Annotated in this window: 14 protein-coding genes; 12 read left to right on the top strand and 2 right to left on the bottom strand. The window is 38.1% G+C overall.

The window, feature by feature from the left end; translation table 11 throughout:
- Window positions 1-498: 498 nt before the first annotated feature.
- Complete coding sequence (locus ACP6PK_RS30275) at window positions 499-759, top strand: hypothetical protein (protein ID WP_143437996.1); 261 nt, start codon at window positions 499-501, stop codon at window positions 757-759.
- 260 nt (window positions 760-1,019) lie between these two features.
- Here ACP6PK_RS30275 and ACP6PK_RS30270 read toward each other — a convergent pair whose 3' ends face one another.
- Entirely contained in the window at window positions 1,020-4,337 is a 3,318-nt protein-coding gene (locus tag ACP6PK_RS30270; protein ID WP_426565306.1) for a CheR family methyltransferase, read from the bottom strand.
- A 2,506-nt stretch (window positions 4,338-6,843) separates the two neighbouring features.
- Here ACP6PK_RS30270 and ACP6PK_RS30265 point away from each other — a divergent pair.
- Window positions 6,844-7,224, top strand: a complete 381-nt coding sequence (locus ACP6PK_RS30265) for a hypothetical protein (protein ID WP_426565304.1) — start codon at window positions 6,844-6,846, stop codon at window positions 7,222-7,224.
- Between the two features lie 459 nt (window positions 7,225-7,683).
- Here ACP6PK_RS30265 and ACP6PK_RS30260 read toward each other — a convergent pair whose 3' ends face one another.
- Window positions 7,684-10,425 (bottom strand): phycobilisome rod-core linker polypeptide, encoded by a 2,742-nt coding sequence (locus tag ACP6PK_RS30260; RefSeq protein WP_426565302.1) that lies wholly within the window; start codon window positions 10,423-10,425, stop codon window positions 7,684-7,686.
- 1,057 nt (window positions 10,426-11,482) lie between these two features.
- Between ACP6PK_RS30260 and ACP6PK_RS30255 the strand changes: the two genes are divergently transcribed.
- The 10 genes from ACP6PK_RS30255 to ACP6PK_RS30210 all read left to right on the top strand — a co-directional run bounded on the left by ACP6PK_RS30255 (window position 11,483) and on the right by ACP6PK_RS30210 (window position 21,507).
- Window positions 11,483-12,682, top strand: a complete 1,200-nt coding sequence (locus ACP6PK_RS30255; protein WP_426565300.1) for a class I SAM-dependent methyltransferase — start codon at window positions 11,483-11,485, stop codon at window positions 12,680-12,682.
- A 234-nt stretch (window positions 12,683-12,916) separates the two neighbouring features.
- Window positions 12,917-13,357 carry an ATP synthase subunit I gene (locus tag ACP6PK_RS30250; RefSeq protein ID WP_426565298.1) on the top strand — a complete coding sequence of 147 codons (441 nt, stop codon included), beginning with the start codon at window positions 12,917-12,919 and terminating at the stop codon, window positions 13,355-13,357.
- Window positions 13,358-13,597: 240 nt separating this feature from the next.
- Window positions 13,598-14,344 (top strand): F0F1 ATP synthase subunit A, encoded by a 747-nt coding sequence (gene atpB, locus ACP6PK_RS30245; RefSeq protein ID WP_426565296.1) that lies wholly within the window; start codon window positions 13,598-13,600, stop codon window positions 14,342-14,344.
- Window positions 14,345-14,716: 372 nt separating this feature from the next.
- Window positions 14,717-14,962 (top strand): ATP synthase F0 subunit C, encoded by a 246-nt coding sequence (gene atpE, locus ACP6PK_RS30240; RefSeq protein ID WP_011611801.1) that lies wholly within the window; start codon window positions 14,717-14,719, stop codon window positions 14,960-14,962.
- Window positions 14,963-15,068: 106 nt separating this feature from the next.
- Entirely contained in the window at window positions 15,069-15,554 is a 486-nt protein-coding gene (locus ACP6PK_RS30235) for a F0F1 ATP synthase subunit B' (RefSeq protein ID WP_094678089.1), read from the top strand.
- 356 nt (window positions 15,555-15,910) lie between these two features.
- On the top strand, window positions 15,911-16,444 hold the full coding sequence (locus tag ACP6PK_RS30230; RefSeq protein WP_094678091.1) for a F0F1 ATP synthase subunit B: 534 nt from the start codon (window positions 15,911-15,913) through the stop codon (window positions 16,442-16,444).
- On the top strand, window positions 16,441-16,989 hold the full coding sequence (gene atpH, locus ACP6PK_RS30225) for an ATP synthase F1 subunit delta (RefSeq protein WP_094678093.1): 549 nt from the start codon (window positions 16,441-16,443) through the stop codon (window positions 16,987-16,989). Before ACP6PK_RS30230 ends, atpH begins: the two co-directional genes overlap by 4 nt.
- A 249-nt stretch (window positions 16,990-17,238) precedes the next feature.
- Window positions 17,239-18,756, top strand: coding sequence for a F0F1 ATP synthase subunit alpha (gene atpA, locus ACP6PK_RS30220; protein WP_426565293.1), 1,518 nt, complete (start codon window positions 17,239-17,241; stop codon window positions 18,754-18,756).
- 346 nt (window positions 18,757-19,102) lie between these two features.
- Window positions 19,103-20,047 carry a F0F1 ATP synthase subunit gamma gene (locus ACP6PK_RS30215; RefSeq protein ID WP_426565291.1) on the top strand — a complete coding sequence of 315 codons (945 nt, stop codon included), beginning with the start codon at window positions 19,103-19,105 and terminating at the stop codon, window positions 20,045-20,047.
- A 569-nt stretch (window positions 20,048-20,616) separates the two neighbouring features.
- On the top strand, window positions 20,617-21,507 hold the full coding sequence (locus ACP6PK_RS30210) for a shikimate dehydrogenase (RefSeq protein ID WP_426565289.1): 891 nt from the start codon (window positions 20,617-20,619) through the stop codon (window positions 21,505-21,507).
- Window positions 21,508-21,834 lie beyond the last annotated feature (327 nt).

Below are 21,834 nucleotides of genomic sequence, written 5' to 3'. Positions count from 1 at the left end.
GACGAATAAAGGTTTGAGCAATTTTAGGTCTGGAAAAAGTAGCAGCTTTTTGGTTGATAAAGCCGAAAAAGTGAGCATTTTGGGTAGATTATGGCAGAAAAATTACTCTTACTATTCTTCCTCCTGCCTCCTCTATAATTCCCATTCCTCCTGACTCCTGACTCCTGACTCCTGACTCCTACCCTCATCCATAAGACTTTTTCACCAAACCCTACTTAGTGTTTGCGGTGAATCTTTATAATTCATATCTAGATTATTTAATACCAATTACCATGCATTAATGCTATACTTCGGCTTGACTTCAACAGTCAAGTAGTTACTAAGATTCAAAGTCTGTTTTTGACAATTATTAGGAGCTTTAGTATAGATTACCACTACTTTTTCTCTCCCCTCACCTCCCACACTCCCGTACGGACGCCCTTATGCAACGTCCCTCCTCCACCCAATCAAATATAGCAAGATTTTTGAGAAATGGTATCACGCCTTCTAATATAGCTATTGACAATTACAAACGCAGTCACTATAATAGAATATGATTTTTATCAACACAAGGGGAGGACATCACCTCTGTCACGCGCAGCGGTAATGGTTTCCCAGACTGAAGAAGCTCGCGTTTTCGCGGAGCGCACAATGTCGGGAATACGTCAAATTATGGAAAGTCAATTATCTGGAAGTTGGCAAGACTGGGTAGGAGTAGCGGGTTATGTTTTATTTGCTGGTTTTATTGTTTGGCGCGTCCTGACAATGCCAGCCAAGTAATCAAAAATATAACATAACTTACCGACTTATAGCGGTTTTCAGAAAGATGAAATGCACCTTGAATAACAAAAACCCTTGTAGGGACGTTCCATGGAACGTCCCTACTGTGGTCTACCCAAGTGAAAACTGCCATAATTCGGTATAAAAAAAATGTACCATCTGAGCGCCATTGCCAAATATTTCTAGATATCCCCATCTCCCCAAACTCCCCAAACTTCCCACCCTCCCCAAACTTCCCACACTCTTGATCTAATTACATATTATTCGAGGTTTTGCATGACTCGTCTGCTTTCGCTAATATCAATATCAACTCCTAACACTTCAACAATTTTCCCTGTTGAACTGCGCTTAAATACTACCTCTCTGCTAAAAAACCAAACACATTGCTGATTTTTATGACATAGGCGATACTCTATCTCTATTGTTTCCTGCTCTGCTAGATTTGGAAAATTGTGATAGTGGTTTTGTATCCGTTCCACATCATCCGGATGAATTAGGGTAGATATAATATTTGCTCCGAGTTCGATAATTTCATCTGGAGTATAACCAAGTAGTTGTGTGACAGAACCATTAATATAAGTAATAGACTGCTCTTCTAAATTAAAAATCCTGATAATTCCCGGATGAGAATCTGTAATTCGTTGGATAAATCTTTGGCTTGCCAATAATTTTTGTTGAGTTTGCTGTAGTTGAGTAATATCTGTAATTATCCCACCAATTGCTTGCTTGTCATTTTCTAGCTCTACAGGATAATAAGTCCCCAACCACCAACCTTCACTGTCAGGATCGTTACTATAAGGAATATTGACTTGGATATTTCTCAGAACTTCACCTGTTTCCAATACCTGACGCCAGAGGGGAGTTAAGCTATTTGTGAATTCTGGTAGAATTTCTGAGATATTCCTACCTAAATATTCTGCTCTTGGTAAATTGTTAATATCAGCTAAAGCTGGATTAAACCGTAAAATTTTGAACTTTTGGTCTAGTACAAACAAACCCATAGGACTAGATTCATACAAGGTTTCCAGCAAATTATTAATGGTTGTAAGTTGATTCTGGGTTTGTTGTAGTTGGTGAATATCTATCAAAACTATCACTAAGCCATCAGATTCACCATTTTCCCGTAGATAGGGATGAACACGCATAAGTATATGATGTCCGGTAGTAGATAAAGTTACTTCTTTTTCTATTGGTTGTTGAGTTTGGATAACCTGTTCTAGAATTTCCATTAAATCTGGGCAGTCTAGGTTGTGAGTAAAATGAGATAAAGGACGATCAATATCGCTGTTTCTAATATTAATAGCTTGGGTAGTAACTGGGGTAAATAGACGAATTTTGAGATTTTGGTCGAGGAAAACTACACCAATATCTATACTGCGGAACAAATTATCTAGATCGTCGCCCATCCGAGTTAGCTCTTCAATTTTTGCCTGATACTGGGCATTCATTGTAAATATTTCTTCGTTTGTTGACTGTAATTCTTCATTTGTACTTTGAAGCTCTTCGTTGGCAGCCATTAAGTCTTCGTTAGTGACTTGTTGTTCTTCATTAATAGTTCCTAACTCTTCAACTGCTGCTTGCAAATTGTCTCTGGTTTGTTGGAGTTCATATTCTAGTTCTATGATTTGCTCTGCAAGTTCAGCTCCTACTCCTGGGAACTTGTTTGGATGATCATTATTTTCCAAAGCTACTTGTGATGGCTTTTCTACTTCCATAACTTCCATAAATATAATAAAATATTTATCAATCGTAGAACTCTGTTGCGTGTAGCCAACTCGCAGAGTAATACTTTCTACTTCATTATTTCGGTGAAGCCTAATTCCGCTATACAAAACTGTCTGTAGCTCCCGCTTAATACGGTGCAGTGCTGTACTTATCGGTAGCCTTAGTTCTGCTGGAACAACATCAGAGATGTCTAAATTGATCGGCCCTATGGGAATTGTGAGTAAATTAGCACTATTGTAGAAAACGTTGATCAAGCGGTTATCTTGATTCACTAACACACAACTAATTTTCCGCTCCCCAAAGCCAAATTCAAATACGTTTGCTAATACTACATCTAATCTGGATCTACTAATTCTCTGAGGTTTATAAGGATTGAATATAGGTAATGTAACTGGTGCCCTTGTCGTCAAAGCAGTTGATGCTAGTTTGACATCTCGTCGCTTGCGATAAAGTTTCCAATGGGAGTTGATAGTAACAAATTCTGATTGTAATTCTTTAACCGTTTCCGTATTACCTAAAAACATAATTCCTGGCATTGATAGAGAAAAATGCAGTAAGCGCAAAACTTGTTGTTGTAATCTTGGCTGCATATAAATCAGTACATTACGGCACAAAACTATGCTCATATTAGAAAAGCCTGGATTTTTGGTGAGGTCGTGGGGAGCAAATATCACCATTTCCCTGAGCGATCGCTTGACTTGATAATGACCAGTCTCATAGTTAAAATATTCTTCTAGGCGTTCTGGGGATATGTGGTTGACAATAGTTCCTGGATAAATGCCCTTAGTAGCAATTTCCAAAGCCTGAAGATTGATGTCAGTAGCGAAAATTTTCACATTTAGGAATATACCTAATTCACGCATAGTTTCATCAATTAGCATCGCCATTGAATACGCTTCTTCACCAGTAGCACAAGCAGAAACCCAAATTCGTAATTCTTTATTCTCCTCTTGAAGGTGGTTCAAGAGTTCAGGCAAAATTTCTGTCCTTAAATATTCCCAAGCATCAGGGTCTCGAAAAAATTGGGTAGTACCGATCAGTAAAGCTTGGCATAGACTCGTTTGTTCTTCTAGACAATTTTCGAGATAATTAATATAGTCTTCTACGGTATCACATTCTGATAAGCTGCAGCGATGAGTAACTCGACGACTAATAGTAGTGGTTTTGTAATGGGAAAAGTCTATGTTTTGACTTGTTTGGAGAAACTTCAATATTCTCTCCAGTTGTTGGGGATGAACTAATGGTAATTGTCGATCTTGCTTCAATAATGATGAATTTTCTGCCAACTGCAAAATGTCATCGATGAGTTGAGCGACTTCCGCAGGAGACAACATTTCATCAACTAACCCAGAGAAAATGCTACTGACACAGACACCCATAAATTGGTTTGTATCGAGAGATTGCATTAGGGCTAAACCATTAGCTTTGCCAATAGCTTCTAATCCTTCTACACCATCTTTGTTACTGTCTGAAATTAGAATACCAATAGCCCGCCACTCTAATTCTTGAGCTAGAGATGTGAAAAATTCATTGATGGGATATTCAGACTCTGAGTCTAGCTCCTGTAAAAATAGGTTGCGCCCTTCTAAATGCAGTTTTTTTCCCCATGGCACTACATAAACAACTTGAGAGTTGATAGTCATCCCATCTTCAATTGTCTGGAGTATGAAATTTTTTGTTTCTAACAGTTGGGTTATCTGATTTAATGTACTGGAAGATTCATTTATAACAATTATAAATGTAGCGTTAGGTTGGTCTGGAAGATGAGAAAAAAAATCTTCTAGTGGTTGAATATTCTCTGTAGATATTCCTATACCAATGATAAAAAATTGGTTTTCTGTTGTTGATTCCATAGTTTTGATTTTGTTTAATAGTTAATAATCGATTAATAAGAGTTAAATAAATTTTTGGCTATAAATAAATTTTAGGTATTAGGCATTATATATTTCCAGAAAATAAACAAGGCTTTTATTTAACCATTGAATTAGGAAATATAGCAATTCCCAAAAAGAGTGAGGTACAAAATTCGTTGGTTTGAGCAAGTAGGGTAGTAAGGGAGTAGGGGAGTAGGGGAGTAGGGGAGTAGGGGAGTAAGGGAGTAGTAATTCGGGTTCGGTGGGAATAGAAAATAAGAAAAACAACTGTACCTCAGTAACTTGAGAAACGCTATAAATAGATTTTTAAAAGTCACTAACTAAATAGTTGTTCATACTTTTATCCTAAAAATATGTTACCGAAATAATTAATAATTAAACAATTAAATAATTAGATAATTCACGCCTTGAAGCCTCCCCTTTCAAGGGGAAAAAAATAAATCTTTTCCTTATTCGTCAATCCTCTCCCTAAAAGGGAGAGGTAATTATCAATTATCAATTATCAATTATCAATTAATGAACTTGTACCTCGTTAATTTTGACTATTACCTCCTCCAGCCAAAAATATATATCCAAAAAAATATATCTTTATTTGGAGATGTCTATGTCTATACTGATTGATATAGTCACCACTTCTTTGATCCCTATTTACTAGACAACTTATAAGTTTAGCATTTTTTATTTAGCGGAGTATAAATGATATTGTCCTTAATCTTGATAAATATTTGTTATAGATTCTACAAAATACTACAAATTCCTATTTCCTGTTCTCAAGAAATCAAATTTTGTGATACAAATTTGATAAATATTTGCTACAAAATGCTTATTTTCTGTTCCCAAAAAATACAATTTTCTAAGACTAATCTTCTAAATATTTGCTACAACTACGAACTATCCTAGACAGATACTCAGTTTTTATACCAATGATAAACTTTCTAGTATAGCAATCCTCCGCATATTCGTGGCAAAAATATTACCGAAAAATAAAGGTATAAAGCCTCTCCTTTCAAAGAGAAACAAGCGGTCGTTTGCGGAGCATTCCGTTAGGATGGGATGGCGAACGGTCTCCCGCTCTTGCAGAGCCACTCCGTTTTATATGTCGGCGACAGCCGTTAACGTTTGCGAAGCATTCCGGAACGGAAAGTTGTGCGCTAGCTAAACGCCATATCCAATCGACCAAGAGAGAAAAAATTTTTCCTTTTATTCAATCCTATCCGTTTTAGGGAGAGGTAATTATCAATTATCCATTATTGAATGCTTTTTATACCAATTCCCAAAAGTAATGCTATACTTAGGTAACACTTCAGCTATTAATTAATTAATACAGACTAAATACTTTGTTGCTAATTTGAGGTAATTTAAAGTTAATTATTCTTGTTTTTACTTCTCCGTACGGACGTTGCATGCAACGTCCGTACACTCCCCTGCTCAAGTAAATATAGAAAAGTTTTTGAGAAATGGTATTAGGGAACAAGGAACAGGTGGAAGTTTCAAATTTTTTATTTACTTTTTAATTACCCGCAAACTATTTAGGATTGCTATATTTACCGAATAATTAATAATTATTAATTAAATAATTCAGCTTTATTAGCCTCCCCTTTCAAGGGTAAAAGCAGTCGTTATCCAATCGACCAAGAGAAGAGAATTTAGAAACATTTGCTATTGGATGAAGATGAATTTTTTTTATACCGAATTATATTATGTCCGCTGGTATGGTTTGTGTAAAAGTTGAGGAAATATTTACCGAATAATTAATTATTAATTATTAATTATTAATTAAATAATTGTGGTTTAAAGCCTCCCCTTGGATAGGGGAAAAAAGCGGTCGTTTGCGGAGCATTCCGTTAGGATGGGATGGCGAGGTCTCCTCGCCATATCCAATCGACCAAGAGAAGAAATGATATTTCCCAATCTTCAATCCTCTCTGTTTTAACCAGAGGTAATTATCAATTATCCATTATCAATTATCAATTAATGAACGAATAATTAAGGTTTAAAGCCAACTAGATCAAGAGAAACAATGAATTTATTTTCCTTTTATTCAATCCTATCCGTTTTAGGGAGAGGTAATTATCAATTATCAATTATCAATTATTGAACTTATGTAAGGTTTTTCCTTTTCTTCTTCCTTCTCTCCTAACCGATGCTACCGGACATGATATTAAGCAGATTTGATATTATATCATGTCCGTTGGTATCGGAGCGTGTAAAAGTTGGGGAAAGAGCTAGCATTAGTAAGGTTTTTCCTTCTTCCTTCTTCTTTCTTCCTTCTTCTTTCTTCCTTCTTCCTTCTTCCTTCTTCCTTCTTCCTTCTTCCTTCTTCCTTACCTTCCCTATACAAGACCGATGCTACCGGACATGATATTAAATATCACTTTTGACTTTTGACTTTTAACTTTTGACTTCCGTGAAGTGAAACAGTATGAGAATGTTGCATAATTAAACTGACTTAAATTCAATTTTAACTACTCCAAGGAGACAAAAAATGGAAGCTCAACAATATGAATTCGATCAATCTCAAAACGAACTAATTCTCGACTTATCCAATAAAATGCGCTTTGTCAGTTACTTTCTAATTGCTGGAGGAATTCTTTCTGGAATCATTGGTTTATTGAGTTTAAATGCAGGTGTTGTCATTCCAGCAGTTGTTGATATACTTATTGGTGTTTGGACTTTAAAAGCTGCTTCTTCTTTTAAACTTATTGTTGATACTGAAGGAAATGATATTGTTAACCTCATGGGAGCATTAGGCGAACTCCGAAAATTATACCGACTACAATATTGGTTATTAATTATTACCTTAGTTTTTCTAGCGATCGCTCTTGTTATAGGTATTGTTGCAGTTATTGTAGCATCTAGCAGATAGGTTAGGATATTTATCAATGCTTAAACTGGCAATGGAAGTGTTATCAGAAACCGGGTTTATGGGAGAGAGATTTCAGCAAGCGTAGGGCACTTCATATAAACCCGGTTTCTCGTTTCTCTGCTTTATTTATACCGACACTGCCGGGTTTGATATAATATCATGTCCGGTTGAATAGTTAGAATTAAAGCTCGTATAATTGCTCTAGCCCTTGAAATATCTACCTTCGGGCTAAACCCCAACTACAAACAAAAGCTTTTTTTATCACTAATTATTCGGACATGATATGACTTATGACTTCAGCTAAAAAAATCCCCTGCTATAAAAATCTATAGCAGGGGAAACAATATTAATTCAAACGGAATGCTCCGCAAACAGCTATTAGCCTTTAGAGGTAGGTTTTAAATCATCTTCTAAACATTTACTGCTGAGTGCTGAGTGCTGAGTGCTGATTGCTAATTGTTAACTGCGATCTGTTACAGCTACTGGTTCAAAACTAGGTACAACCAAATCCTCATTCTGCTTAGTCAACTGATTATACAACCTTTCAGTATTCGGGAAGTTAGCAGCAGGAAGAGTTGGGAAACGACGATAAGGAACAGTATCCTCACCAAACATCTCACTGTATTCAACACTATTTACCATAGCGCCGATAAAACCCTTAATACCTGAAGTCGCTAAAATCTGATTATACTTCCGAATCTCAACTTGATTGAGAGGAGCGCGACCTAAGAAATGCTTAGTACCAAGTTCAATCACCTTAGTATTAGGATAAGGTGTGTAGAACTCCTTAATATAAAGTTGAGAACAACCTAATCCCTCAATGAACTCCTTGAGATTAATTTCATTATTCCCTAACTTACTTTCCAGAGAAGAGAACTCAGTCCTAACTATATAAGCATCGATATCCCGCTCAAAAATCTGACGGTAAGCAGCAGCAATAACCAACTTCAACTGTTGCACATCTTGGGTACTTGTTAACTTAAATACCTTAGACTGCTCCCGTTGCTTGTTAACACCTTGGATAACTCTGACCTCAACATCAGGTTCGCTGCGAACTTCCCCAGGAGTTCCCAACTCAACAAATCTTGGTGTTGTTTCTGTCTCAACTTGCAGATTTTTGTCACCAATACTGCCTACCCTTGTATTTCGTAAAGATAAACCAGCAGGAGTTAAGTAGCGTTCGTAAGGAATAGTATCTTCCCCAAAAGCTTCGTTATATTCTTTACCATCAATAATGGCATCAACCAGAGCATAGAAACCCTTCTTCGCACAAATATCAAAGTAAGAATTAATTTCCTTACGACCATAAGTCGGACGACCTAACAACCGCCGATGAATATACTCAACCGCCTTACATACATACAAGGAAGTCCAATACATATTTCTGAAAGTGTCAGACTTCGCCAGAGCGCGAATAAACTCCCGAAGAGTGATATCACCATTTTCCAGTCTGTTCTCAGCACTTTTCAGACGTTGACCATCGTAAACATCCCGACCAAATACCTGACGATAAGCAGCAGCGATAATCTTTTGAGTAGAAACTTCAGAATACTTAATGCTAGCACCGTTACTACCACCAGAGTTACTGAAACCACTACTAACATAACCACTAGGTAGTTGATCCAACTTGAAAACCTTCGGACCAAGAGAACCAGGATTTTGAGCTACTGCACCAGGGTTACTAATTTGGTTATCAATACCAGCGCCCTGACGAATTAAAATCCGACGAGTATCTTTACCGAAAGGTGCAGGACGATTTTTGGGGTTGCGAGTTTCTTTCGGGAATATTGCCCCAAACTGAATTTCTAATGGGTCGTTACCAGTACCATAAACGTGCTGATCTGGCAATGGTTGATTATAGTCAGCAAATAGAGTAACAAACTGAGGTACCTTCCGGAAAGGGGCACTGTAGTTAAATAAGTCAAGTTGTACTCCCCAGTTCCGACATTCCTGAGCCTCTTGACCTAAACCACGCAAATATGGTACTGTCTCTTCCCCAAAATAATCAGAGTATTCTTGAGAGTCCACCATAGCATCTACTAAAGCGGACAAACCACCTTTAGTAACAATGTCAAAATATTTTCTAAACTCTTCTGGTGAACTTAAACCACGGCCCAAGAAGTGACGAGTAGCCAGTTCCACTACACGGCTATTAACAAATCCTTCATAGAACTCTTTCCGGTAAAGAGGAGATTTGCCCAAACGACGAATAAACTCCTTCATAGAGATTTCGCAGTTTTTGGCCTGAGATTCCAGGTAGGAAATATTCAAGCGATAAGCTCTGGTAATGTCCCGTTCAAATACCTGGCGATAAGCTGCTTTAATGACATCCTGTTTTTCAAAGTTAGACAAACCAGGCTTCATTACAAACTTTTGTCGCCTTTCCGCAGCATTGAAGTAAATTTGTGGTAATTCTAGACCTTGCTGATCTGAACTCTGACCCTGGCGTTGCTTATTAGAAGGTGTTGCCCCACGAAACTCCGTTAAAAGTACATCAAAGTATTGGGCAACGATGTCCTTAGCTTCCTGGTCTTGAAAATATCTAATCGAAGCTTGTCGCATCTGTTGGATAGCCACAATAGTAGCTGCACTAGAACAAGCATTCTCAATAATTTCTCTTAAACCACGAACGTTCACTGAAATAATGTTAGGGTCTCCGGCCACAATAGCATAAGTAATGTACCGTAAGAACCAGGATAAGTCCCGCAAAGATTTAGTCATATTAGCGGGGCCATACTTAGACACAGGAATTGGTCGGAAACCAGCAGGTATGGGGCCAGCACTACTTCCACCTATATTAGTAAACAGGTTGCGTAAACCTTGAAGTGGGTTACTTCCACCCTTTTTCTCCACATAAGTAACAGTACCCAGTTTCATACCTTCAGAAACTGAAGTTGTTGTCGCAGCAACAGCACTCATGGCCATTGGTGTTTCATCAGGCTTTTCCAAGAAAGCCATAGGAGAACCACCAGTAAAAATAGTATTGGCGGCAACAGAAACAATTCTTTCTGAATTATTGGTCAATATTTGAGCAATTTCTAAACGTTTGGCTCCCGAACTAAAAAATGTTGCCAGTTCGTCTAGTTCACCTTTTCCTAGAAAGCGGTCTTGTTGTTCCGCTTGAGAAATAGTTGATGCTGGTACAGTTTGATATAGTTGCGGACGTGCAACTGAACTTCCACCACTTGCTTTGACAGTCATTCTATTTTTGTCGCTCCCTATTTGAAGTTTTTACAGCTTCTATTCAGACTGTTTAATTTGAATTTTTATGATATTTCCAACAGGCTTTCCTTTGAGGAAAAGCACAGTTTTCTTAAGGTAAGCCTGAAGATATTTTCTGCCATCAAAGCTGATATTAAAACCAAATCAATAATTGATCATTTTTTTTGTTTTAATACTTTGACAGAAAACTTGATTTGTACTCCAGCTTCTGTACTATTCCAGAGTTAATGGGTGATTTAGGGGGTTTTATGTACCTAAATAAGGTTTATGTGTTTCCCACATTCCCCTTTAAACAACACCATATTTGTTTAAGTTCTACAGTTAAAATACTGTAGGTTAAAATCAATTTTTTGATTTCGATATTAGCATCAGAAACTTAGACCTTGTTTGGGTAAGTATTATGCTAGAGTTGAGTTTTATATTTAGGTATTGCTTCCCCCAAAATGCCTCATTTATTAGTATCATTGTTTTACTATTAAACTTTGGTTTTTGTAACAGTAATTCGATCTAAATATTGACGCTAAAGAAAGTAGGTATTTTGGCTATTTTTACTTTCTAGCTTTTATCGATCTGTTTCAAGGTAAAATGTTTTGGGCTAACTACCTGCTTTTGTTAAAAAACCTTACAGAATTTTATTTTATAGATTTATGGTCATTTATCTTAGAAAAAATAATAAATTTTGTTAAGTAATTGTTGATAATTGGGAGACTAGGCCATTTCAGTTATCACTTAACAGTACCTCTGGCTGTTAGCTCCGCATGACCTAGGAAAGCTAAAGGCTGGAAATACTGAAGTTGATTTTCTCTTGGTCGATTAGATATGGCGTTTAGCTCGCGCACAACTTTCCTGACGGAATACTCTGCAAACGACCGCTTTTTCATTCCCTTAATAAGGTCAGGCTATTGATATTTTTTGGTCAAATCTTGCTCAACTAATTCTTTTAGTTTTTAACTTTTGTGTAGTAACACTAAGTTTTCCCCATATTCTCAACAATCATCTGTATTCCCACACTCAATCTTATTTTTTTTACTCGAATATGAAAGATAAACTTGATATTAGTTCTGCCGTTGAAGGACTCTATGATACTTTTCCATTTCCTCCAGACCCTTTAGTAGATGAAGCACCTCCTGGATACAATTGGCGCTGGAGTTGGCCAGTAGCTTATAGTTTTTGCAGTGGTCAAAAACCGAAAAAACAAGATATTAGAATTTTAGATGCAGGTTGTGGTACAGGTTCTAGTACAGATTATTTGGTTCACCTCAACCCTCAAGCATCTGTAGTCGGAATAGATTTAAGTAGTGGTGCTTTACGGGTGGCAAAGGAAAGGTGTAACCGTTCGGGAGCTTCGCAAGTCGAATTTCATCATCTCAGCATATATGATGTGGGCAAATTAGAGGGAGAGTTTGACTTTATTAATTGTGTGGGGGTACTGCACCATTTACCCGATCCAATTCGAGGTATACAAAATCTAGCTTTGAAGTTAGCCCCTGGTGGAATTATGCACATCTTTGTTTATGCAGAGTTGGGGCGCTGGGAAATTAGTTTGATGCAGCAGGCGATCGCTATCCTTCAAGGTAATGAACGTGGTAACTACAAAGATGGAGTGAAAATCGGACGTCAACTTTTTGCTTCTTTACCAGAGAATAACCGTCTTGTCAAATATGAAAAGGAAAGATGGGCTTTTGAGAATCAACGAGATGAGTGCTTTGCAGATATGTATGTCCATCCCCAGGAGATTGACTATAATATTGATACCCTTTTTGAATTAATACAAGCATCTGGTTTAGAGTTTCTCGGATTTTCCAATTCGGAATATTGGGATATTAAACGACTTCTAGGAAAATTTCCTGAATTGATAGAAAGAGCAATTGACTTAAATGACCAGGAACTTTATCGTTTGATTGAGTTATTAGACCCTCAAATTAGCCATTACGAGTTTTTCTTGGGGAGACCACCTCTACAGAAGGTTGATTGGTCTAACGATCAGTTTCTCAGTGCAGCAATACCTGAATTAAGTCCTTGTATCCAGGGATGGCCGAGCGAAAATATATTTGATGGTGACTATAAATTGGTAAATTTGTCAAGGGAAGAATATGAATTTTTGCAAGCTTGTGATAATGGGACAAACAGCCAATCTCAAGTAACAGTAGGAGAAATACTAACAAATGTGCCAGTAGGACTAGAAACTGTGCGATCGCTTCAATCCAAACTTTTAATTTTACTCACTCCTAGCTAGTAGGGGGGATGGCCACTCGATCCTACATTCTTATACTGTGACTAAATTTCAGATTATCGTAGGGGTTTAGTCTCCAAACCCAAGCAGCAAGCGATTTGGAGACCAAACCCCTACAGTTTTTTCTCACAAATCATTTCATATTGCTATATCTATTAGGTATGCTTGCTCCAACATGATATGATGACTCTTGGCATATAAAAAAAGCCTACCACTTGTGATTAGTATCTAATTTTTGTGAATACATCTGATACATCACCAGAAACCATAACTGTTGAAAGTAATACTTCAGAAGTAGGTACTGTATCAGCAGAACCAGATCCTTCAATACAAGAGTATTACAAACTGCAACAGGAATTATATGTAATCACCTTGACAATTACAGGTATAATATTTATCTTTGTCTGGGTTTTTTACTCCCTAAACATAGCTCTAAATTATTTGATAGGAGCAACTACAAGTGTGGTTTACTTAAGAATGTTGGCTAAAGATGTTGAGCGTATTGGCAGAGAAAAAGGAGGTCTAAGTAAAACAAGACTAGCTATATTTGTTGGGTTGATTATAGTAGCAACCCAGTTAAAGGAGCTAAAAATTTTACCGATTTTCCTAGGATTTCTGACTTACAAAGCAGCCCTAATCATATATGTACTGCGAACATCGCTGATGCCTAATTCATAAGTATATTAAAAAAGCGGTCAGCAGTCAGCAAGATTATTTTTTGAAAGTTTAGAAGGCTATTTAAACCCATGCTAAACAATCCTACTTATTTGGAAGTAGGGTATTTTAACCGTAGGGGCGAATGGCCATTCGCCCCTACAAGCTGACATCTGTTTGCGGAGCATTCCGGAACGGAAATGCAAAAAGCTGATAGCTAGTTAATTCACACCTTGACATAAATCGGGAAGCCTGAGAACCAAAATGCTAGATGTTTTAAACACTATTAACTTTTTACCTCTGGCTGAGTTGGAAGTTGGCCAGCATTTTTACTGGGAACTAGGTAGTCTCAAAATACATGGGCAAATTTTACTCACATCTTGGTTTGTGATTGCCCTGATACTTTTGGCTGCTTTTCTAGCCTCACTCAATGTGCAGCGAATTCCTAGTGGGATGCAAAATTTCATGGAGTCTGTCCTGGAATTTATCCGCAGTCTAACAAAAGACCAGATTGGTGAAAAAGATTATCGCCCTTGGGTACCATTTGTTGGTACGTTGTTCTTGTTTATATTTGTGTCAAATTGGTCAGGAGCGTTAGTCCCTTGGAAAGTAATAGAACTACCTGCAGGAGAACTAGCTGCCCCTACAAGTGACATTAATACAACAGTGGCATTGGCACTACTGACTTCCATAGCATATTTTTATGCAGGTATCAGTAAAAAAGGCTTAGGATATTTTGCTGGTTATGCCGAACCAGTACCTTTTATGGTCCCATTTAAGATCATAGAAGATTTTACCAAGCCTCTATCCCTAAGCTTCCGTTTATTTGGTAATATCCTCGCAGATGAATTGGTAGTAGGAGTGCTAGTTCTGCTAGTACCTCTGTTTATTCCTTTACCACTGATGGTTTTGGGTCTATTCTTAAGTGCTATTCAGGCACTAATTTTTGCAACCCTAGCTGCTAACTACATCGGAGAAGCTTTAGAAGAACACGGCGAACATCACGATTAAGAGAATAAGTAGGCAGTAGAAAAAAAACTTGCTCAAAAAAAACTCAAAATCTGGTATTCTAAGCTGTTAGTGGGATAAAAAGTTACCAGATTCACTATAGATAGAAGATGGTAGAGTAAAAAGTCCCCACAAAAAGAAGAATCCAGGGTGTCAGAACCCCTGGAGATGTCAAAAGTAAAATTCAGAGTTGATGAGTGATGTGAGATAAAAGCAAGAAATTTGAACTGGTTCAGTTTCAGACTCCACTTCAATCATCACATCAATTCATCTAGAACGAGTGACCATTTTGTAGTTGATTGCACTACAGTGTAATCAATATATTTCTAATCGTCAAGTTTGTACTTTAAGTTAAACAAAGGAAAGAGAATTATTATGGATCCATTGATTGCTGCTGCTTCCGTTGTTGCTGCTGCTTTAGCTGTAGGTTTAGGTGCTATTGGTCCTGGAATTGGTCAAGGAAATGCAGCAGGTCAAGCTGTAGAAGGTATTGCTCGTCAGCCAGAAGCAGAAGGAAAAATTCGAGGCACATTACTGTTGAGCTTGGCATTTATGGAAGCTTTAACAATTTACGGTCTAGTGGTATCACTGGTGTTGCTATTTGCTAACCCATTTGCATAAAACCCCTGATTTATAGAAAGTAGGGATTTTAGATTTTTGATTTTGGAGATCGAAAATCTAAAATCTTTAAATCAAAAACTATGGGAACCACCAAAGATTAGAGAAAATGATAAATTGGACAATTTTACTAGCTGTTGAGGAAGTAGCAGAAAAGGGTGGTTTGTTTGACATCAACGCAACTCTACCCTTGATGGCAATTCAATTTCTACTTCTGGCTTTTGTCTTGGACAAAATTTTTTATAAGCCTCTGGGTAAAGCTATAGATTCTCGTGCAGATTATATTCGCGACAATCAACTACAAGCAGAAGAACGTTTGGCCAAGGCTAAACAATTAGCCGAACAATACGAGCAAGAGTTAGCAGAAAGCCGTAAAAAATCTCAGGCGGTTATTGTTGCAGCTCAAGCAGAAGCTCAGAAAATAGCAGCCACAAAAGTTGCTGAAGCTCAACAGGAAGCACAAGCAAAAAGAGAACAGGCAGCTCAAGAAATAGAGCGGGAAAAGCAAACAGCTATGGAACAGTTAGAACAACAGGTAGACTCTCTGAGTCGCCAAATTCTAGAAAAACTATTAGGACCAGAATTGGTCAGATAGCAAAATTTAGAATTCAGAATTTAACAATAATGTTCTAACCTTTGCTTCGACTGCTATAACTAAGCTCAACATCGAACAAGATAATTAAAGGCTTTTCATTAATTGATAATGGATAATGAATAATGGATAATTATTTTTGTTTAACTTTCGCTCCGCGACATGAAAAGCGTTTCGGCAGTCGCCGAAATGAATACGCAGCATTGCGGACCGAAAGCTTTGCGGAACGCTTTCCATAATTATCAATTATCAATTATTCATTGAAAAGGAGAGGCAATAAAGCCCGATTGATTAATTATCAATTATCAATTATCAATTATCAATTATCCATTGGTAATGGCTGACTATCAAAGAATATCATGTTAAATGTTTTATGGCTAGCTACAGAAGCTAGTGCAGAAGAAGGTTTTGGTCTAAACTTTGATCTTTTAGACACAAACCTGATTAATTTAGGGATTCTAATTGCAGTTCTGCTGTATTTTGCGCCAGGTTTCATTGGGAAAATTCTTAGTGAAAGACGCGCTACTATTGAACAGGCAATCAAAGAAGCAGAACAGCGTCAACAACAAGCAGCAGCAGCATTAGCAGAACAACAACAAAATTTGACCCAAGCTCAAGCAGAAGCAGAAAAAATTCTAGCAACTGCGGAAACAAGGGCGCAGGAAGTCAAAGAAAGAATTGCACTGCAGGCCGAACAAGATATTGAGCGGATGAAAGCTACTGCTAACCAAGAAATGGATACTGAAAAAGATAAGGCAATTGCTCAACTGCGCTCAATTGTGGCATCTAAAGCATTAGCACAAGTAGAATCTCGACTCAAAGAAACTTTAGATGAGAATGCCCAGCAACAATTAATAGATCGTAGCATGGGCCTACTAGGAGGTCAATTATGAGTATAATTGCTGGTGAAATTGTAGAACCCTACGCAGCAGCTCTAATGTCCTTGGCTAAATCAAAAGAGCTGACTGAGAGGTTTGCTGAAGATGTGCGTGGCCTGATTAATATCATGGATGAATCTCCAGAATTGAAGCAATTTATGGGAAATCCAGTTATTAAGCCAGAGGACAAAAAAGCAGTGGTACAACGCATGGTGGGAGAACAAGTAGATCCCTTTATGCGTAATTTTTTAATGCTGCTAATTGATAGAGGTCGGATTATTTTTCTAGAACAGATTGGAAAACAATACTTAGCATTATTGCGGGAACTGAATCAAACTGTTTTAGCAGAAGTTACCTCGACAGTAGAATTAAACGAAGACCAAAAAAATACAGTCCGCGAACGAGTCAAATCAATGACTGGTGCAAGGGAAGTAGAAATCGAAACTAAGATCGACCCAAGTCTACTGGGTGGTGTCATTATCAAAATAGGTTCTCAGATAATTGACTCTAGTTTGCAAGGCCAACTGCGTCGAATTGGCGTTAGCCTCAAGGCAGTATAGCAGGGAGCAGGGAGCAGGGAACAGGGAATAGGGAACAGGGAACAGGGAACAGGGGATAAGTTGGAAAAACATTTCTAAGATTTGTCGTCCGCATAAGTCCTAACTAATTCTTTCTTAGCTATAGCAGTCCAAAGTTAAATTATTGCTGTGACTATATTTGAGAGTTTGAGGAATTTCCCGACTGCCCTGGCAACTGCTATATAAGACTCGCTCAATTTTTGTAAAACAACTTGACAACAGAAAAAGAAAATGGTAGCAATTAGACCTGACGAAATTAGCCAAATTATTCGCGACCAAATAGAACAGTATGACCAAGACGTAAAGGTATCTAATGTTGGTACTGTTCTCCAAGTGGGTGATGGTATTGCCCGTATTTATGGGCTAGACAAAGTAATGGCCGGAGAACTGGTAGAGTTCGCAGATGGTACTATAGGTATTGCCCAAAACCTAGAAGAAGACAACGTAGGTGCGGTATTAATGGGTGAGGGCAGAGAAATCCAAGAAGGATCTGCTGTAACCGCTACAGGTAGAATTGCCCAGGTGCCAGTAGGAGATGCGTTGATTGGTCGGGTGGTTGATGGCCTCGGTCGTGCAATTGACGGTAAAGGAGATATTCAAACCACTGACAGTCGCTTGTTGGAATCTCCAGCTCCAGGAATTATCGATCGCCGTTCTGTTCACGAACCTATGCAAACAGGTATTACTGCGATTGACTCTATGATTCCTATTGGTAGAGGTCAGCGGGAATTAATCATTGGTGACAGACAAACAGGTAAAACAGCGATCGCCATCGATACTATTATTAACCAAAAAGGCGAAGATGTTGTTTGTGTATATGTAGCTATTGGTCAAAAAGCTTCTACAGTAGCTCAGGTAGTAGGTACTCTGGAAGAAAAAGGCGCACTAGATTATACAGTTGTAGTAGCTGCTAACGCTAGTGACCCTGCAACTCTGCAATACTTGGCTCCTTACACTGGTGCGACTATTGCCGAATACTTCATGTACAAAGGCAAAGCAACTCTGGTAATCTACGATGACCTTTCTAAGCAAGCTCAAGCTTATCGTCAGGTATCCTTACTATTACGTCGTCCACCAGGTCGGGAAGCATATCCAGGAGACGTATTTTATCTCCACTCTCGTCTCCTAGAAAGAGCTGCTAAACTGAGTGACAAACTCGGTGCAGGTAGTATGACTGCTCTACCAATTATTGAAACTCAAGCAGGTGACGTTTCAGCTTACATTCCTACTAACGTAATTTCTATTACTGACGGTCAAATCTTCTTATCTAGTGACCTATTCAACTCAGGTTTCCGCCCAGCAGTGAATGCTGGTGTTTCTGTATCCAGGGTGGGTTCTGCGGCTCAAACTAAAGCAATTAAAAAGGTTGCTGGTAAAATTAAGTTAGAGCTAGCTCAGTTTGCTGAATTAGAAGCATTTTCTCAGTTTGCTTCTGACCTAGATAAAGCTACTCAAAACCAATTGGCACGGGGTCAACGTTTACGGGAGATTTTGAAGCAACCTCAAAACTCACCTCGTTCACTTCCTGAACAGGTAGTAGCAATTTATTCTGGTATTAATGGTTACTTGGATGATATTCCTCTGGAGAAAGTAGCTAAGTTTATTGCTGGTTTACTAGATTACTTTAACAATAGTAAGCCTAAGTTCGGTGAAATAATTAGCACTGAAAAGGTACTTACCGATGAAGCACAAGCTCTGTTAAAAGAGGGTATCACTGAGTATAAGCAAACATTCTTGGTATCAGCTTAGTAGATTAGTTGCTCCTCGGTGATAGATAGTTAGTGGTTAGTTGTTAATGGTAAACAACAATTAACCACTATTATTAGTTAGATAAATTTACTAACTAAATGCTGAAAAAATTAGTGGCGTGACACACCTAAAATGTTGCAATAGTAGGGGCGGGTTTCCACGTTAAATTAATGAGTCTTCACATTTGATTGGATAAACCCGCCCCGAATTATCTAATACACCATTTTACCTGTGTCGGTCTACTAGATTAAATACAGAGTTTTAAGAAAGTTGAATCTAGTTGACCCACAAGAAAAAGTCAAGGCTTTTCCTTCTTCCTTCTTCCTTCTTCACTTATTCAAAAACAATGCCTAATTTAAAAGCTATTCGCGATCGCATCAAGTCGATCAAAAACACAAAAAAAATTACAGAAGCAATGCGTCTAGTGGCAGCAGCTAAAGTGCGTCGTGCCCAAGAACAAGTAATTGCTACAAGACCTTTTGCTGACCGCCTTGCCCAAGTTTTATATGGACTTGCTGAACGTTTACAGTTTGAAAGTTTAGACTTGCCTCTCCTACAACAAAGGGAAATTAAAACAGTTGGGTTATTAGTCATTTCTGGAAATCGTGGTCTGTGTGGTAGTTATAATACGAGTATTATTAAACGGGCAGAAACTAGGGCGCGTGAACTCACAGAACAAGGAATTAACTATAAATATATATTGGTAGGGCGCAAAGCAATTCAATATTTCCAACGTAGAGAAGCTCCGATTTTAAATACTTATGATAACCCTGAAAAAATCCCAACTGCTGAGAACGCTTCAGCACTTAGCGATGAAATGCTTGCTGATTTTCTCTCAGGTTCAATAGATAGAGTAGAGTTAGTTTATACTAAGTTTATCTCACTAATTAGTTCTAAACCTGTAGTTCAAACTATCTTACCTCTCGATCCTCAAGGTTTGGAAGTTCAGGATGATGAAATCTTCCGTTTGACTACTAAAGGTGGTGAGTTTGAAGTATCACGAGAAAAGGTTGCTGTACCTACTAAGAGTCTCCCCCGCGACATGATTTTTGAGCAACAGCCAACTCAAATTTTAGAAGCTCTGTTACCATTATTCTTGACTAACCAGTTATTGAGAGCGTGGCAAGAGTCATCTGCTAGTGAGTTAGCATCTCGGATGACTGCGATGAGTAATGCTAGTGATAATGCTAGTGAATTGGCTGGTACATTAACTCTTTCTTATAATAAGGCTCGGCAAGCTGCTATTACTCAAGAATTGCTTGAGGTTGTAGGTGGTGCTAATGCTCTGTAGTAATAGCGTTTCACGGAAGTCAAAAGCGAGTGTGTAATTCTGAGGTCTCCATTTCCTGCGGAAAGGCTTCGCCAACAGAATGTAAGACACACTCAAGACAGTCAAAAGTCAAAAGTAAGATTTTATCGGATCAAAATTTTGACTATACAGTAACTTCAGGAAATAATTTCACATCTAAAGTTTGAATCTATTTGTGACGTCCTTAAAGTAAATTGCTGTAACTCAGTTATCAGTTGTCAAAGAATCTTTGTCTTTGTCTGAGATAGTATTTATGTGCTAAACGACTTTTGAAAATTCTATTGTGAATACGTCTGGGATGACTCAGGCGTATTTTTTCCATTTTTTCTTATAGCAGGGAATAGGGAATAGGGAACAGCGGTGCGACCCCGCGACGACAAAAGTCGCAAGCGGTCAGACCCCGCGTCGCCGACAGCTCGCTTGCGGAATGCTGACCAAGAGAGGGAATAGTTGGAAAAATATTTCCGCATTCAATCTCCCCCACTCCCCTACTCCCCTACTCCCCTACTCCCCTACTCCCTACTCCCTACTCCCTACTCCCTATTTTAATTATGATTACAGGTAAAACAAAATTATTAGGAGTCATTGGTTATCCTGTTGAACATTCTCTGTCTCCACTGATGCACAATGCTGCAATTCAAGCAATAAATAATCAACAAAATCAACAAAATTTAATTGATTATGTTTATCTACCTTTCCCTATTAAACCAGAAGATTTAAACACGGCTATTGCTGGGTTTTCTGCTATTGGTGTTCAGGGTTTTAGTATTACTATTCCTCATAAACAAGCAATAATACCACTTTTATCAGAAGTTTCGGATATTGCTCAAGCGGTGGGGGCGGTTAATACTGTTTATCGCACAAATAAAGGATGGGCGGGGACAAATACAGATGTGGCAGGGTTTCTTGCTCCACTACAAACCTATAATTGGAATTGGCATCAAAAAGTTGCGGTAGTTTTGGGTAATGGTGGTGCTGCTCGTGCAGTTGTAGCGGGTTGCGCTCAGTTAGGTTTTTCCGAGGTTCATGTTGTTGGTCGTTCGGAAGATAAATTAACTGCTTTTGAGCAAAGTTGGGTTAATTCTCCTCTGCCAGTAAATCTGAAAATACATAAGTGGGATGAATTGTCAAGCTTAATTGCACAAGCAGATTTGTTAGTGAATACGACTCCTGTAGGAATGTCTCCCCATATTGATCGGTCTCCAGTCGATGAGGCGATGTTTGAGAGCTTGTCACCAGGGGCGATAGTCTACGATTTAATTTATATTCCTAACCCGACTAAGTTTCTGCAGCAAGCTCAGGTAAGGGGAGCGATCGCTATTGATGGTTTAGAAATGTTGGTTCAACAAGGGGCTGCTGCTTTAGAATTATGGTTACAACAGTCTGTACCTGTGGATGTTATGCATGATTCTTTGCGTAAACATTTAGGTTTGATTCATTAATTGATAATGGATAATGGATAATTGATAATTGATAATTGATAATTGATAATTGATAATTACCTCTGGTTAAAACCGTAACGGAATTGAATATAATGTGTATTATATCATGGGGGGCGGGTTTATATAAATCTTGCAGGAGCAAATTTGTAGGGTGCGTTTCCGCTAAGAGCGGACATGAAAAGACGGCTTAAATTCAGACTATGAAAGGGATTAAACAATCCGTCGTAACGCACCATTTTAGATGTGTCGGTCCACTACAAATTTTGCTAATGAATGTGTATTATATCATGGGGGGCGGGTTTATATAAATCTTGCAGGAGCAAATTT

It is taken from the genome of Dapis hubbardiae BLCC-M172 (genome assembly GCF_050016015.1).
Lineage (GTDB): Bacteria > Cyanobacteriota > Cyanobacteriia > Cyanobacteriales > Microcoleaceae > Trichodesmium.
This window is presented reverse-complemented; position numbering and strand designations above follow the sequence as displayed.

Bases quoted from the DNA above. Each gene is read 5' to 3' on its own strand.
- ACP6PK_RS30270 (WP_426565306.1), bottom strand. From the start codon at position 4,337: ATGGAATCAACAACAGAAAACCAATTTTTTATCATTGGTATAGGAATA.
- ACP6PK_RS30265 (WP_426565304.1), top strand. From the start codon at position 6,844: ATGGAAGCTCAACAATATGAATTCGATCAATCTCAAAACGAACTAATT.
- ACP6PK_RS30260 (WP_426565302.1), bottom strand. From the start codon at position 10,425: ATGACTGTCAAAGCAAGTGGTGGAAGTTCAGTTGCACGTCCGCAACTA.
- ACP6PK_RS30255 (WP_426565300.1), top strand. From the start codon at position 11,483: ATGAAAGATAAACTTGATATTAGTTCTGCCGTTGAAGGACTCTATGAT.
- atpB (WP_426565296.1), top strand. From the start codon at position 13,598: ATGCTAGATGTTTTAAACACTATTAACTTTTTACCTCTGGCTGAGTTG.
- atpE (WP_011611801.1), top strand. From the start codon at position 14,717: ATGGATCCATTGATTGCTGCTGCTTCCGTTGTTGCTGCTGCTTTAGCT.
- ACP6PK_RS30235 (WP_094678089.1), top strand. From the start codon at position 15,069: ATGATAAATTGGACAATTTTACTAGCTGTTGAGGAAGTAGCAGAAAAG.
- ACP6PK_RS30230 (WP_094678091.1), top strand. From the start codon at position 15,911: ATGTTAAATGTTTTATGGCTAGCTACAGAAGCTAGTGCAGAAGAAGGT.
- atpH (WP_094678093.1), top strand. From the start codon at position 16,441: ATGAGTATAATTGCTGGTGAAATTGTAGAACCCTACGCAGCAGCTCTA.
- atpA (WP_426565293.1), top strand. From the start codon at position 17,239: ATGGTAGCAATTAGACCTGACGAAATTAGCCAAATTATTCGCGACCAA.
- ACP6PK_RS30215 (WP_426565291.1), top strand. From the start codon at position 19,103: ATGCCTAATTTAAAAGCTATTCGCGATCGCATCAAGTCGATCAAAAAC.
- ACP6PK_RS30210 (WP_426565289.1), top strand. From the start codon at position 20,617: ATGATTACAGGTAAAACAAAATTATTAGGAGTCATTGGTTATCCTGTT.